The sequence below is a fragment of the Nonomuraea helvata genome (genome assembly GCF_039535785.1).
GTDB lineage: Bacteria > Actinomycetota > Actinomycetes > Streptosporangiales > Streptosporangiaceae > Nonomuraea > Nonomuraea helvata.
In genome coordinates, this window is the sequence record NZ_BAAAXV010000009.1 from 1685127 (window position 1) to 1698760 (window position 13634).

The following is a 13634-nucleotide window of genomic DNA, read 5'->3' on the forward strand; positions in this document are numbered from 1 at the left end:
AGCCTAGCAAGGGATGGCTGCGCTCCCGGTGTTGCGCACGGGCCAGATGTGCGGAATGTGCGGGGAACGAGTGTTCAGCCCCAGGTGAGGACCGGTACGCGCGCCGCCGACGGCCTTTGGATCCCCTTTCCGTCCGTCGTGGGCGCTCGTCTGCCGCCCGCCTCTGGTGTCTGTTGTCCGCTAACTCGGACAACAGCTCGATCATGCCAAATATCACGCCTGTGCGTGTGGCAGGGCACGGCTCTACTTTGCGTATGTGTCGTCTGTACGCCTGTATGTGTCGCATCCGGCGTGCCCCGGCGGCTGTCCCTTGTCAGCCGTGCTGCGGCGGTCTCACGCGTATTCGCGGTGAGCTGCGTCAGCCTGCGACCGCGCCGCCGCTTCGCCCGAGCGCTGCCCCCATCGAACGGCCGGTGCCATCGCGGCGCCGGCCGCCACGAACGCCGCGCCGAGCACCAGCCACCCGACCGTGCCGCCCCCCAGCACCAGCGTGGTGAGTACGACGGGCCCGAGCATCCTCGCCACCGCCACCCCCGTCCCGAAGAACCCCTGGTACTGGCCCTGCTTGTCGTCAGGGGCGAGGCCGAAGCCGATCTCCCAGGACCCGGAGGCCAGCAGCATCTCGGCGAGGACCTGCAGACCGGCCGCCACGAGCAGGAACGGCCACCCGTACGGGCTCAGCGCGAACACGGCGCAGGCCGCGAACATCACCAACCCGGCGTTCCGCACCGACAGGGAGGCGGAGCGCAGGCCCTTCACCCCCCTGGCCACCCTCACCTGGAAGAGCAGGACCGTGCCGGTGTTGATCACCATCAGCACCGAGACCATCCAGGTGGGCGCGCTCGTACGCGAGGCGATCCAGAGCGGCACGACCAGGCTGAGCAGCGGCATGTAGAAGAGCATCACGGCGTTGATGAGCGTGACGAGAGCGTAAGGGCGGTCTCTGAGCACCGCCAGCCGAGGGCCGGCGGAGGTCACCTGGGTGGGCCGCACGGCAGGCAGTCTGAGCAGCAGGAAGGCGGCGACCAGGAAGCTCAGGGCGTCGAGTGCGAAGACCGCGAGGTAAGCGGGGCGCGTGTCGAGGTGGAGGGCGAGCCCGCCCAGGGCGGCGCCGACGGCCAGGCCGCCGTTGAGCGTGGACTGCAGTACGGCCCGTACGACCGTGCGCTCGGCGGGCGCGATCAGCCCGGCGAGCAGGGCCTGGCGGGCGGCCGACAGGCCGGTCTGCGCCGTGCCGTACACGCAGGCCACCAGCGCGAACAGCGCGAACGAGCGGACGAACATGAACGAGGCGACCGCCGCGGCGGTCGTGAGCGCGAGCAGCACGGCGACTCCGCGGGGACCGCGCCGGTCGGCCAGATGGCCGATCGGCACGCCGGCCACCGAGCCGACGGCCCAGCCCAGGGTGAGGCCGAGGCCGATCTCGGTGGCCGAAAGGCCGACGATCCTGGCGAAGTAGAACGCGGAGGTGACGAGGTAGACACCGTCGCCGATGGAGTTCGCGAGCTGGGCGAGGGCCAGGATGCGGCGATTGTTCATGCTTTCACGCCTTGTACGAAGGCGGGGTCATCCGGGTGGAAACGGCCAGACGGTTCCAGAAGTTGATGGTCGCCACGGCCACGATCAGCGCCGCCAGCTCCTTCTCGGCGAAATGGGCCGCCGCCTGCTCCCAGATCTCGTCCGTGACGTCATCGGCGGAGAGCCGGGTGGCGGCCTCGGTGTAGGCCAGGGCGGCACGTTCCTGCTCGGTGAAGAACGGGGACTCCCGCCAGACGGCGACCGAGTGCAGCCGGGCGTCGCTCTCCCCCGCCTGCCTCGCGTCGGCGCTGTGCACGTCCACGCAGTAGACGCAGCCGTTGATCTGGCTGGCGCGCAGCTGCACCAGGTAGAGGAGGGGCTTGGGCAGCGCGCTCTCCTCGACGAACCCGTCCAGGGCGCCCGCGTGCCGGTAAACGTCGCCGACCAGTGGTCCGAGCTTCATTCGTGGTGTCATGAGCCCATCTTGGATCCCCCTTTGTCCCGAGATAAGCTCCAATTTCCGACTAATTGATTGGGCCAAGATGGACGTCCACGTCACCCTGAAAGGCCGAGGTGACCTGGCCGCACAGGTCTACCGGCAGCTCCTCGACGCCATACTCGACGGCCGTCTCAGGTCGGGCGAGCGGCTCCCCCCGACCAGGGAGCTGGCGCGGAGGCTGGAGATCTCCAGGAACACGGTCGCGGTGGCCTACGACCGGCTGGTCGCCGACGGGTTCCTGGTGGGGCGGGCGGGCGCGGGCACATTCGTGTCAGCCGCGCCGCTCCACCAGGCCGCGCCGCTCCACCAGGGGCCGGCACGCGGCAGGGCGGCCCCGAAGGGCGTCGTGCGCCCGCGCTCGTTCTGGCGGGAGATCGGCGCTCCCGAGGCCGTACAGAGCGTCCGGTACGACTTCCGCGTCGGCGTGCCGGACCCTCACCTCTTCCCGATGGAGGCATGGCGGAGGCTGGTGGCCCGCGAGCTGCGGGTGAGCGCCGCCACGTACCACAGCCCTGCCGGATACGAACCGCTGAGAGAGGCCATCTCCCGGCATATCGGCATCAGCCGCTCCGTCCACGCCGGCCCCGACGACGTGCTGATCACGAACGGCGCCCAGCAGGCGCTCGACCTCATCGGCCGCGTCCTGATCGAGCCCGGCACCTGCGTGGCCGTCGAGGAGCCCGGCTATCCGCCCGCCCGCCTGCTGTTCCGCTCGCTCGGCGCCCGCGTGACCGGGGTGCCGGTGGACGCGGAGGGCATCGACGTCCGCGCCATCCCCGGCGCCGCCCGCATCGTGTACGTCACGCCGTCGCACCAGTTCCCCCTGGGCACGCCCATGTCGCTGGCCCGCCGCGCCGCCCTCCTGGCCTGGGCGGAGCGCCGCGGGGCGGTCGTGATCGAGGACGACTACGACAGCGAGTTCCGGTACGGCGAGCGCCCGCTGGAGCCACTCCAGAGCCTCGACCGCGCGGGCCGCGTCATCTACGTGGGCTCGTTCTCCAAGACCCTGCTCCCCATGCTCAGGCTCGGCTTCCTCGTCGCCCCCGCCTCGCTCGCGCCCGCGATGCACGCGGCCAAGCAGCTCTCCGACTGGCACAGCGACGTCCCCACGCAGGCGGCGCTGGCCCGCTTCATCGACGAGGGGCTCCTGGCCAGGCACATCAGGAAGGCGACCCGCGAGTACGCCGCCAGGCACGCCATGATCGCCGAGATGCTGGCCGGAAACGAGCGCCTGCTCCTGATCCCGTCCTCCGCGGGCCTGCACCTGTGTGCCCACCTCGCCCCAGGGGTGTCCGTACGCCCTGTGCCGGGCCTGGCGGTGGAGTCCTTGGAGGCGTACTGCGACGAGAGCCCGGCCCGGCCCGGCGTGGTCCTGGGCTACGGCGGGATCACCAGGGACGACATCCCCGAAGGGCTACGGCGGCTGCGGATGGCGACGGCCCCGCAGCAAGAACGGCCCCGCATTAAGAACGGCCCCGCATCAAGGATGGCGACGGCTCCAGAAGCGGCGGGCCCGCTCCCCTGACAGCTCCGGATCGTCGGGCGGCGACGGCTGCTGCACGATGACGACCGTGGTCTTCGCGTGGCGGGCGCAGTACATGCTGGTCGAGGGGAGGAAGATGCGGCTGAGCAGCCCGCGCCGCCCCCGCCCGAGCACCAGCAGGTCGCCTTCGCGGGCCAGGTCGACGAGATGGTAGCCGGGATCGCCGACCCGGCCGACCACGGCCGTCCTGATGTCGTCGGGCACGCCACCCGCGACGTCGTCGAACACGCCGGCGACCACCTCGGTGCAGCGGGCCTCCTCGCCGGATTTGAGCGCGTGCTGGACGGGCAGCGCCTCAGGGAAGGGATGGACGGGCGCGCGGCTGACGTGCACGGCGACCAGGGCCATCCGGTGCAGCCTGGCCGCCCCGATGGCCCAGGCCAGCGCCCAACGCGAGGCCGGGGACTCGTCCACCCCCACTATCAGCCTCGCACCGCCGGGCAGATCCTGTTCCACGGTGCCTCCTGTTAAGAAGTACGACCATAGTGCGCCCGCCGGCTTGTTACCGGGAGGTGGCACTTTCCGAACTATGGAGTCCCTGGCGAACCCCCGGCGTAGCATGCGGGGGTGGACCGAGGGTGGGTGCGACCCCGTCCCGCCCTCGACCGGCGGCTCGACGGGGCACTTACGTACAGGCTCACCTCGCTCGTCGCAACTACAGGCTACGGGAAGTCGACCGCTCTGGCGGGTTGGAGTCAGGCCGTCGGCGCCGTGCTGCACCGGCTCGGGCCCGCCGACCGCGACCTGCCCACGCTGGCCGGAGCGGTCGCGTCGGCCCTGTCGGAGAAGGTGCCCGGTCTGCCCGCCGACCTGGTGACCGCCGCGGGGGCCCCGCTCGGTCCCGACGCCGACGAACTGGCCAGGGCGTCGGCGCTGGCGGGCGCGCTGGCAGAGGCGCTGGCCAGGCGGCTGCGGCGCGGGCTCGCCCTGGTCTTCGACGACGTCGACGCCATCGCCGGCGCGCCGGGCTCCGTCCGTTACGTGGAGACGCTGGTCCGCGCCGCACCCAGACATCTGCACCTGGTCACCGCGTCGCGGACGCCGCTGCCGTTCCCGACCGCCCGGCTGCGTCAGGACCACGAGGTGCTCGACCTGGACGCGACGGACCTCGCGCTCACCCCGGACGAGACCGCCGCCTGGGCACACGACCGGCTGGGCGAGCAGGGCACGGCTGTCGCCGCCACGCTGCACGACGCCTGCGGCGGCTGGCCGGCCGCCGTGCGGGCCGCCCTCGACACACTGGCCCGCGAGGACCCCTCCGGCTGGCCCCGTACGGCCGCCGGCCTGGCCGCGAACTCCGCCACGCTCGAACGCCTCACGCTCGCCGCGTTCAGGGACCTGCCGCCGGCCATGCGCGAGCTGCTGCGTGCCGCCACCGTCCTGCCCGTGCTGACCGCCGAGCTGGCGGCCGCGCTCGGTGCGCCGCCCGACACGCTCGACTCGCTGACCAGCCGCGGCCTGTTCCTCGAAGCCGGCCAGGACGGCCACCGCCTGACTTCTACCAGCAGGCACGTGCTGACCAAGCACGCCCCGCTGGACAGGAACGAGGCCCACGACGTGGCGGCGGTCGCGTCCCGCTGGTACGTCGAGCGCGACCGGCCCGAGCTGGCCCTGCGCGCGGCCGTCGCGACCGAGCATGCGGGCCTGGCGGCCGCGCTCCTCGACTCGTACGGCCTGCGCCTGGCCGAGCGCGGGGACGTGCTCGCGGCACTGGAGCTGCTGCCCGAGGCCGCCAGGCACTCGCCCCCGATGGTCAAGCTGGCCGGCGTCGCCGAGCAGAACCGCGGCCACTGGACCCGCGCCCGCGAGCTGCTCGCCCAGGCCGCCGAGGGCCCGGCGTTCGACGCGTCCGTGGCCAGGCGGCTCGGCTTCATCGACCACCGGCGCGGCGAGTACGACGTCGCGCTCGCCATGTACCACAAGGGCCACAAGTACGGCTTCCCGCCCGCCGACGCCGCCATGTGCGCGGCCTCCGCCGCCTCCGTGCTCTGGCTGAAGGGCGATCGGGCAGGCTGCGCCGAGCTCGCCGACAAGGCGATGGAGCAGGCCGCCGCCTTAGGCGACCCCGGCGCCCTGGCGGAGGCCAACACGGTGCTGGCCATGCTCGCCTCCCTCGACGGCGACCGCCGCGCCAACGACGCCCACTATCTGCGCGCGCTGGAGTACGCCGAACGCGCGGGCGACATCGTCCAGCTCATCCGCATCCACGCCAACCGTGCCTCCCGCTACCTTGACGAGGGCTCGTACGCCGAGGCCCTGGCCGAGACGGACCAGGCGGGCAGGCTGTCGGGCCTGGTGTCGTTCGCGCCCTTCGCCGCGCTCAGCGCCGCCAACCGGGCCAAGGCGCTGATCGGGCTCGGCCGCCTGGAGGAGGCCGCCACCGAGGCCGCCGCGGCGGTGGCCGGGTGGGAGGCGATCGGCTCCAGGCTGGTCACGTATGGGCTGCTCCGGCTGGCCGAGGTCCAGGCGCTGCGCGGCGACCGCGGGGCGGCGATCGCGATCTACCGCCGGATCGTCGCCGAGGCGCCGCCCGGCGATGTTCAGGTGGTGTCCAACGCGCTCAACGCGCTGGCCGAGCTCCTCGCCGACGACGACCCCGAAGAGGCCGCCAGCGTGGCCGAGCAGGCGCTCCGGCACACCGAGGGCATCGCCGGGGTGACCGCCAGGGTCTCGGCCGCCCGCGCGGCGCTGGCGGGCGGGCGGCCCGACGCCGCCAGGGCGCTGCTCGACGAGGCCGAACCGGTCGCGGTCAGCCGCAGGGACCACGTCGCGCAGGCCGCCGTCGCCGAGCTGCGGGCCGAGCTGGACGGCGACGCCCGGCTGGCCGACGAGGCGGTACGCAGGTGGAGCATGCTGGGCGACCCGATCGGGCAGGCCAGGGCCGAGCTGGTCAGGGCCGCTCTGACCGACCCGGCGACCGGCGGCGGGGTGGCCGCGAGGGTGCGCGAGCGCATGCACGCGATCGGCTGCCGGGCGCTCGACCACCGGATCGACGCGCTGATCGTGCGGTCCGCTCCCGCGCCGGGCGCCCGAGTGGTCGTCGAGACCATGGGCACGTTCCGGGTGCTGCGCGGCGGCGTGCCGGTCCCCCGTACGGCCTGGCAGTCGCGCAAGGCCCGTGACCTGCTGAAGATCCTCGTCAGCCGCAGGGGGAGCGGGACCGCCAGGGAGCGGCTGGTCGAGATCCTCTGGCCGGATCAGGAGGGCGAGGCGGTCGGGCTGCGGCGGCTGAACGTCATGGTCTCCACGCTGCGCGCGGTGCTGGATCCGGCGCACGAGAGGCCGGCGGACGAGATCGTGGTCTCGGATGAGGGCACGTTGCGGCTGGACCTGTCGAACGTCGACGTCGATGTCGAGATATTTCTGGATCTGGTGGCTGAGGCCGTACGGCTCGATCAGGCAGGGCGTACGGCCGAGGCGCTGGAGCGGTGGGCGGCGGCCGAGAGCGCGTACGGCGGAGAGTTCTGCGAGGAGGACCCGTACGCGGACTGGGCCGTGGGGCTGCGCGAGCAGGCCCGGCTGGCCTACACGCAGGCGGCGGCCAGGCTCGCCACGGCGCGCGCGGAGGAGCGGCGCTACGACGAGGCCGCACGCTACTGGCTGCGCCTGCTGGAACGGGACCGTTACGACGAGCGCGCCCACCTCGGCCTGGTGCGCGTGCTCGACCGGGCGGGCCGCCGCGGCGACGCGCGGCGGCGCTATCACCTCTATGCGGAACGCATGCGCGAGCTGGAGGTCGAGCCCGCCCCGTACCCCGCCTGAACCAGACCTGAACCGGGCGGCGAGATGGTTTCCAGATGAGAACGGTCATCGTCCGGCTGGTCGAGCCCGAGCAATCGGGCGGCCAGCTCCGCGGGCTGCTCGAAGAGGTGGGGGGCGAGGCGGTGCCGTTCGTCGGCACGGACGCGCTCATGGAGCTGCTGCGTACCGCCGCCGGTTTGAAGCGGGATTCGGCCTGAACCATCCCCAAACCTCCGTCCCGACGATGGGTGTCGAGAGGAGGCGCGATGAGCGAGCAGGGGAGCGGTTGGCCGTTCGTCGGGCGAGGGGAGCCGCTGGCGGCCGTGCGCGGGGCGGTGCGGTCGGGAGCGGGCATGATGATCGCCGGCGCGGCCGGGGTCGGTAAGAGCAGACTGGCGGCGGAGGCGCTGGCCGGAATGCCGGGGTACGTGGTGGTGCGGGCGCTGGGCACGGAGACCGCGTCGATGATCCCGTTCGGCGCGTTCGCGCACGTGCTGACGGGGCCGCCGGAAGGCGGCGAGAACCTGCTGCACTGGGCGGCCCGCCACCTGCGCGACCGCGCGCGGCGGAGCGAGCTGCTGGTGAGCGTGGACGACGCGCACCGGCTGGACCCGGCCTCGGCGGCGCTGGTGCACTACCTGGTGGAGAGCGGCACGGCACGCGTCGTGGTGACCGTACGTTCCGGCGAGCCGCAGCCGGCCCCCGTGGCCGCGCTGTGGAAGGACGAGCTGCTCGACAGGATCGAGCTGCCGCCGCTGACCGGGAACGAGGTCGGGCAGGTGCTCGCGGGCGCGCTCGGCGGCGAGGTGGCCGCGGAGACCGTACGTCATCTCGCGCGGGTCAGCGAGGGGAACGTGCTCTACCTGCGCGAGGTCGTGCAGGCGGGGCTGGGCAGCGGCTGCCTGGCCGAACGGGACGGCCAGTGGCGCTGGCGGGGTGAGCTGTCGATGACGACCCGGCTGCGCGAGCTTGTCGGCGAGCGGATCGGCCATCTCGACGAGGACGAGCGCGAGGTGCTGGAGCTGGTGGCGTTCGGGGAGCCGCTGGGCACGGAGCTGCTGGCGTCGCTGACCTCGTCCCGGGCGGTCGAGCGGGTCGAGGACCGCGGCCTGATCGTCGCCGTGGACGACGGCAGGCGCGAGCAGCTGCGGCTCGGCCACCCCCTCTACGGCGAGGTGGTACGCGGCGGCTGCGGCACGTTGCGGACGCGGCGGCGGCTGCGCATGCTGGCCGACGCGCTGGAGGCCAGCGGGCTGCGGCGGCGCGAGGACGAGCTGCGGGCGGCCGTGTGGCGGCTGGACAGCGGTTCGGCCACCGCCCCGGAGAGGCTCGTGTCGGCCGCCCGGCTGGCCTGGGGCAGGCAGGACCCCCGGCTGGCCGAACGCCTGGCACGGGCCGCGATCGAGGCGGGGGCGGGCGTGGCTGCGGTCGCGCTGCTCGGCGAGGTGCTCATGGTGCTGGGTGACGCGGACTCGGCGCTGGCGACGCTGCGGCGCGCGGCACGCGACGCGGTCACCGAGGCCGACCGTGCCCAGTACGCCTTCAGCCTGGGGATCAATCTGGCGTGGGCGGGCGCGGACGCCGAGGCGTGCGAGGTGCTCGACGCGGCCGCGCGCACGCTGACCGAGCCTGCCTGGCTCCAGGAGGCCCACGTGTACCGGGCCGTGGCCGACTGCTTCGCCGGCCGGCTGACCGGGGCGGCGCGGTCGCTGGCGCGGTCCCGTACGTTCGGGCCGATGACGGTGCGCGCCGAGGCGCACGCGGCGTCCATGGAGGCGTGGGTCGCGGGGTACTCGGGGCGTGCCGAGGCCGGCCTGGCCATCGCCGAGCGGACGCTGGGCGGGCTGGAGAGCTGGCGGGACGAGGCGCCGCACGCGCTGCCGAGCTTCCTGGACGCGCTCTGTGCCGCGCAGGCGTTCTCCGGGCGGCTGGACGCGGCGGCCAGGACCGCGGAGCAGGGGATGGAGCTGCCCGCGGCGGAGCTGTCGGTGTCGGGGTTCGCGGCCCACCGGGCGATGGTCAGCCGGTTGCGCGGCGATGTCGCGGGCGCGCTGCGCTGGTGCGGGGACGACCTGGCCAGGATGCCCGCCCGGGAGCCGTACCTGGGGCGGGTGCTGGCCGAGCAGGCGCACGCGCTGGCGCTGCTGGGCCGGACGGCGCAGGCTCGGGAGGTGCTGGCGGAGGCCTCGGCGGCGGCGTCCAGGTGGGCGTTCACCCGGCAGCACGCGATGCAGGCCGCGGTGTGGGTGGCCGCGGCGGACGGCGACCTGGACGGGGCGGTACGGCTCTGTCTGGAAGCCGCGGAGCACGCGGAGCGGCACGAACTGTACGGGAGCCTGATGTTCGCGCTGCACGACCTGGCGCGGCTGGGAGCTCCGGCGGCGGACCACCTGCCCTCGTCGGCGGACCGGCTGTCCTCGCTGGCGGACCGGGTGGACGGGCCCTTGCCCGGTCTCCTGTCGAGGCACGCGCGTGCCGTCGGCGATCCGGCTTCGCTGCGGGCGGTGGCCGGGGAGTTCGAGCGGTCGGGGATGCTGCTGTACGCGGCCGAGGCCACGGCGCAGGAGGCGGCGGCGTACCGCGACGAGGGCCGCGGCACCCTGGCCAGGGGCGCGCAGACCAGGGCGTGGGCGCTGGCCAAGCGCTGCCCGGGCGTGACGACCCCGGCGCTGGTGGAGCTGGCCACGCCCGAGCTCACGCCACGCCAGCGGGAGATCGTGCAGCTCGCGGCGGCCGGCCTGACGAACCGGCAGATCGCCGACCGGCTGACGCTGTCCACGCGCACGGCGGCCAATCACCTGCAGGCGGCGTACGACAAGCTGGGGGTGAACGACCGCACGCAGGTGGGCCGGCTCCTGGCGTCGCTCTAGATGAGCTTCAGCAGGCCGTCGTACAGGGTCTGCCGCTCGTCCTCGGAGAGGATCTCGTACGGCGCGGCGGCCCGCAGGTTGGTGTCCGCCTCGATCCGGGCACGGACGGGCCCGTCCCGCAGGCCGACGATCCCGGCCGCGGACAGGCCCTCCGCCTGCCAGGCCACGGCATGCGCGTCGGCGCGGTGATACCGGAGCGCGGCGAGCCGGTTGAACAGCAGCACGCCGGGGGCGGCTCCGGCGGGCTCATAGGGAGGCGCCATCAGCGCCAGGGCGCCTCCTGGCACGCGTTCGGCATGATCGAGCACCCGGCCCGTGAGCCCGGCCAGCTTGGCCAGGTCGTGCCCGGCCCAGATCCGCTCGGCCACGGCGCCGTGCACCTCGTACAGGCGCCGGATGAACTCCAGCCCCGCCGTCGTCGCCCGCAGCACCCCGTCACCGTCCTCGGCCAGGGTGCCCTCGCGGAGGTGCTCCTGGATGCCGGGCTCGCGCCCGCCGGCGTCCCCGTACCGGTAGATCGTGGCGAGGTCGGTCCGGGTCAGTGAGCGGAGCGGCAGTGTGAACCGCAGGTCGGACAGGAATCCAAGGCTCACACCGGAGGACTCGGACAGTTCGGTGACCGCTCTGCGAGCCGAGGCATGCACGTTGACGTGGGCCGCGTCGATGACGGGCGCGATCGCCGCCGCATATTCCGACAATTCCCGAATTTTCGGCATCGGCCGCCATTATGGTCTATCCGCCTTCGCCTGGCGGGACGTGACGGCGGTTCGCCGGTAATGTCGGCGACATGTACTCGACGCGGGTTTCTCAGTACGTGAACGCGCCGCGTTCGGACGTCTACCAGGCGCTCGTGGACGCGGACGCGATCGCGAAATGGCGGGTGCCGACGGGTATGAGCAGCCAGGTCCACGAGTTCGACGCGCGCGAAGGCGGCTCGTTCCGGGTCTCGCTCACCTACGACGCGCCGGGACCGGCCGGCAAGTCGGGATCGCACACCGACACCTACCACGGCCACTTCGCGGAGCTCGTTCCGGGCGAGCGGGTGGTCGAGGTGTTCGAGTTCGAGACAGCGGATCCCGCGCTGGGCGGGACCATGACGATGACGACGACGCTCACCGACGCCGACGGCGGCACCGAGGTCGTCATCGTGCACGACGGGATCCCTGACGTCGTCCCTGCCGCCGACAACGAGAGCGGCACGCGGATGGCACTGGCGAACCTGGCCGCGCTCGTCGAGGCTGAATGACTTCAGCCGTCGCCACCGCGGGATTCTCCGCCTTTCACGGCCCAGGCCCTGAATTTGCCGAACGGCCATTGCGTAGATCAAGCAGCGGCGTGCGGACGCCTCACCGCTTGGACGTCGTCGCCTTTGGCGACGGGCTGGCGGTGGGCGAGGCCGAGGTAGGGGTGATGGAGACGGTCGCGGCCGGCGAGGCCTTGTTCGGCGTGTCGACGGAGGTGAGCCATAGCCCTCCGGCCACGGCGATCACCATCGTCACGACGACGGCGGCGGTGCCGTACCAGAGCCTTCGTCTCAGACGTCTGCGGTGCTCCTGCCGCACCGCTTCTTCGCGCCGCAGGGCGGCGCGCCTACGCTTCACCTTCCGCTGTGACATGGCAGCTCCCGGAATCTCTTTGGGCGTCACCATAAAAGGTCGGGCATAACACCGATCTAAGATCCGCGAGCCAGGATCAGGCGGCGGCGGCCTCGAGCTCCCGGCGCGGGGTGAGGCGGTTGCGCACCCAGCTCACGGCGGCAGCGGCGGGCCAGAGCCGGGAGGCCAGGTTACGCGTGTCGATACCGATCCGGGTGGCCGGGACCATCAGCGCGGCCGCCGCCGCGACGTTGTCCTGTCTGGGGCCGACGAGGGTACGGTGCGCGGCCTCGTAGCGGGCGAAGGCCGCCTGGGGATCGGCGGGCGTGGCCGCCAGTTCCTCGGCCAGGGTGTGGGCGCCGGCCATGGCCAGCGTGGAGCCGTCGCCGAACAGCGACACCGACGAGGCGGCGTCGCCCAGCAGCGCCACGCGCCCGTCGTGCCAGCGGTCGATGCGCACCTGGCTGACCGAGTCGAACCACAGATCCTCGGCGCTCCGTGCCCGCTCCAGCAGCTCCGGCACCTGCCAGCCGGCGTCGGCGTACGCGTCGGCGAGGATGCGCCTGTGCTGCTCGGTGTCGCGGTGGTCGAAGCCTTCGACGGCCGGGGCGCGGAAGATGAAGGCGGCCAGGGCGCGGCCACGGACCGGATGGATGGCGACCATGCGGCCGGGAGAGTTGTGGATGACCACCTCGCTCTGCTGTTCGGCCGGGCCGTCCAGCGGCATGGTGGCGACGTAGAGGCCCATGTGGCGGACGAAGGCGCTCTCGGGGCCGAAGGCCAGCCGGCGCGTCATCGAGTGCAGCCCGTCGGCGCCGATCACCAGGTCGAACCGGCGCGGCGCGGCCTGGTCGAAAATGACCTCGACGCCGGTCTCGTCCTGGCGGATGGCGGTCATGGTGTCGCCGAACAGGTACTCGGCCGAGTCGCGGCCGGCCTCGTACAGGATGGCAGCCAGGTCGGTACGCGTCACCTCGACCTCGCGACTGCCGCCGGCCCGCTGCATGGCACGGGTGTTGACGTGCTCCTCTCGTCTCGGTGACGGCTCTCAACTTATGACTGATTATGAAAATTCGTCAACTACTTCTTATGTGTCATAATGCTGAGTGTGAGCGAACGACTCCGAGACCCGCGCCAGCGGGCCGAACGCGCGAAGCGGATCCTCGATGTGGCCGCCGACCTGCTCCTGCTCCACGGCTACCGGCGGGTGACGATCGACGACGTGGCCGCCCGGGCCGGCATCGGCAAGGGCACCGTCTACCTGCACTGGAAGACGCGGGAGCAGTTGTTCGGGGCCGTTCTCACGCGCGAGGTCGGCTCGGCGATCGATCAGGTACGGCAGGTGCTGGCCGACGACCCCCAGGCATGCCGGCTGCACCGCTTCGCCCGCGCCTACTTCCTGGCCATCGCCTCCAGGCGGCTGCTGCTGGGCTTCCTCCTCGCCGATCCCGAGCTGCTCGGCAAGCTCACCGGCTCCCCCGACCGCGAGGAGCGGCACGTCAAGATGGCGCGCGGCTATCTGGAGCTGCTCGCCGAGCACGGCCTGCTCCGCGACGACCTGGGCCTGGACCAGCTCGGCTACGCCTACCAGGCGACCTTCGAGGGTTTCCTGCGAGCGGAGGGCGGCGCCCCTGAGGACGGGCGCGAGCAGCGGGCCGACCTGCTCGCCGGCACGGTGCTGCGGGCGTTCGAGAGCGAGGCGGCTCCCTCCGACGCCGCGCTGCGCGATCTCGCCACCGCCGTCGCCACCCTCCTCGGTGACGTGGTCGACGCCGACCGCGCCGAGGCCGGCATCCCGGAGACGGCAGGCGACGCCTGAGGGCCGAGGCCGGCATCCCCGACCCGTCAGGCGACGCTTGAGGCCACGC

At 73.0% G+C, this 13634-nt stretch carries 12 protein-coding genes; 6 read left to right on the plus strand and 6 right to left on the minus strand.

Translation table 11 applies throughout. The features are described 5' to 3' along the window. Positions 1-333: 333 nt before the first annotated feature. Positions 334-1539, minus strand: coding sequence for an MFS transporter (locus ABD830_RS40995; protein WP_344999558.1), 1206 nt, complete (start codon positions 1537-1539; stop codon positions 334-336). A 4-nt stretch (positions 1540-1543) separates the two neighbouring features. Further along, positions 1544-1993: a carboxymuconolactone decarboxylase family protein gene (locus ABD830_RS41000; RefSeq protein WP_344999560.1), complete on the minus strand. Its 450-nt coding sequence runs from the start codon at positions 1991-1993 to the stop codon at positions 1544-1546. A 67-nt stretch (positions 1994-2060) separates the two neighbouring features. Here ABD830_RS41000 and pdxR point away from each other — a divergent pair, with 67 nt between their 5' ends. Further along, positions 2061-3542: a MocR-like pyridoxine biosynthesis transcription factor PdxR gene (gene pdxR / locus ABD830_RS41005; RefSeq protein WP_344999562.1), complete on the plus strand. Its 1482-nt coding sequence runs from the start codon at positions 2061-2063 to the stop codon at positions 3540-3542. Here pdxR and ABD830_RS41010 read toward each other — a convergent pair. Next, positions 3498-4016: a universal stress protein gene (locus ABD830_RS41010; RefSeq protein WP_344999565.1), complete on the minus strand. Its 519-nt coding sequence runs from the start codon at positions 4014-4016 to the stop codon at positions 3498-3500. The genes pdxR and ABD830_RS41010 overlap by 45 nt on opposite strands. 111 nt (positions 4017-4127) lie before the next feature. Between ABD830_RS41010 and ABD830_RS41015 the strand changes: the two genes are divergently transcribed. Genes ABD830_RS41015 through ABD830_RS41025 form a run of 3 tightly spaced genes read left to right on the plus strand, consistent with a single transcriptional unit; the run spans position 4128 to position 10171 of the window. Continuing rightward, complete coding sequence (locus tag ABD830_RS41015; RefSeq protein ID WP_344999567.1) at positions 4128-7322, plus strand: AfsR/SARP family transcriptional regulator; 3195 nt, start codon at positions 4128-4130, stop codon at positions 7320-7322. Positions 7323-7357: 35 nt separating this feature from the next. Continuing rightward, positions 7358-7519 carry a hypothetical protein gene (locus tag ABD830_RS41020; protein ID WP_344999569.1) on the plus strand — a complete coding sequence of 54 codons (162 nt, stop codon included), beginning with the start codon at positions 7358-7360 and terminating at the stop codon, positions 7517-7519. 48 nt (positions 7520-7567) lie between these two features. Further along, on the plus strand, positions 7568-10171 hold the full coding sequence (locus ABD830_RS41025) for a LuxR C-terminal-related transcriptional regulator (protein WP_344999571.1): 2604 nt from the start codon (positions 7568-7570) through the stop codon (positions 10169-10171). Here the strand turns inward: ABD830_RS41025 and ABD830_RS41030 are convergent. After that, positions 10168-10869 (minus strand): hypothetical protein, encoded by a 702-nt coding sequence (locus ABD830_RS41030; RefSeq protein ID WP_344999573.1) that lies wholly within the window; start codon positions 10867-10869, stop codon positions 10168-10170. The two genes, ABD830_RS41025 and ABD830_RS41030, sit on opposite strands and share 4 nt — an antisense overlap. Before the next feature lie 89 nt (positions 10870-10958). Between ABD830_RS41030 and ABD830_RS41035 the strand changes: the two genes are divergently transcribed. Continuing rightward, on the plus strand, positions 10959-11417 hold the full coding sequence (locus tag ABD830_RS41035; RefSeq protein ID WP_344999574.1) for an SRPBCC domain-containing protein: 459 nt from the start codon (positions 10959-10961) through the stop codon (positions 11415-11417). A gap of 100 nt (positions 11418-11517) precedes the next feature. Here the strand turns inward: ABD830_RS41035 and ABD830_RS41040 are convergent, their stop codons facing one another. Together ABD830_RS41040 and ABD830_RS41045 are read right to left on the minus strand one after the other, a co-directional pair. Beyond that, on the minus strand, positions 11518-11787 hold the full coding sequence (locus tag ABD830_RS41040) for a hypothetical protein (RefSeq protein ID WP_344999576.1): 270 nt from the start codon (positions 11785-11787) through the stop codon (positions 11518-11520). A 76-nt stretch (positions 11788-11863) separates the two neighbouring features. Beyond that, positions 11864-12772, minus strand: a complete 909-nt coding sequence (locus ABD830_RS41045; protein ID WP_344999578.1) for an FAD-dependent monooxygenase — start codon at positions 12770-12772, stop codon at positions 11864-11866. Between the two features lie 102 nt (positions 12773-12874). Between ABD830_RS41045 and ABD830_RS41050 the strand changes: the two genes are divergently transcribed. After that, positions 12875-13585: a TetR/AcrR family transcriptional regulator gene (locus ABD830_RS41050; protein WP_344999580.1), complete on the plus strand. Its 711-nt coding sequence runs from the start codon at positions 12875-12877 to the stop codon at positions 13583-13585. Positions 13586-13634: the final 49 nt, after the last annotated feature.

What these genes read in the sequence shown, in the direction of transcription:
- ABD830_RS41040 (WP_344999576.1), bottom strand. Translation starts at nt 11,787, where the DNA reads ATGTCACAGCGGAAGGTGAAGCGTAGGCGCGCCGCCCTGCGGCGCGAA.
- ABD830_RS41000 (WP_344999560.1), bottom strand. Translation starts at nt 1,993, where the DNA reads ATGACACCACGAATGAAGCTCGGACCACTGGTCGGCGACGTTTACCGG.
- ABD830_RS41045 (WP_344999578.1), bottom strand. Translation starts at nt 12,772, where the DNA reads ATGCAGCGGGCCGGCGGCAGTCGCGAGGTCGAGGTGACGCGTACCGAC.
- ABD830_RS41025 (WP_344999571.1), top strand. Translation starts at nt 7,568, where the DNA reads ATGAGCGAGCAGGGGAGCGGTTGGCCGTTCGTCGGGCGAGGGGAGCCG.
- ABD830_RS40995 (WP_344999558.1), bottom strand. Translation starts at nt 1,539, where the DNA reads ATGAACAATCGCCGCATCCTGGCCCTCGCCCAGCTCGCGAACTCCATC.
- pdxR (WP_344999562.1), top strand. Translation starts at nt 2,061, where the DNA reads ATGGACGTCCACGTCACCCTGAAAGGCCGAGGTGACCTGGCCGCACAG.
- ABD830_RS41020 (WP_344999569.1), top strand. Translation starts at nt 7,358, where the DNA reads ATGAGAACGGTCATCGTCCGGCTGGTCGAGCCCGAGCAATCGGGCGGC.
- ABD830_RS41035 (WP_344999574.1), top strand. Translation starts at nt 10,959, where the DNA reads ATGTACTCGACGCGGGTTTCTCAGTACGTGAACGCGCCGCGTTCGGAC.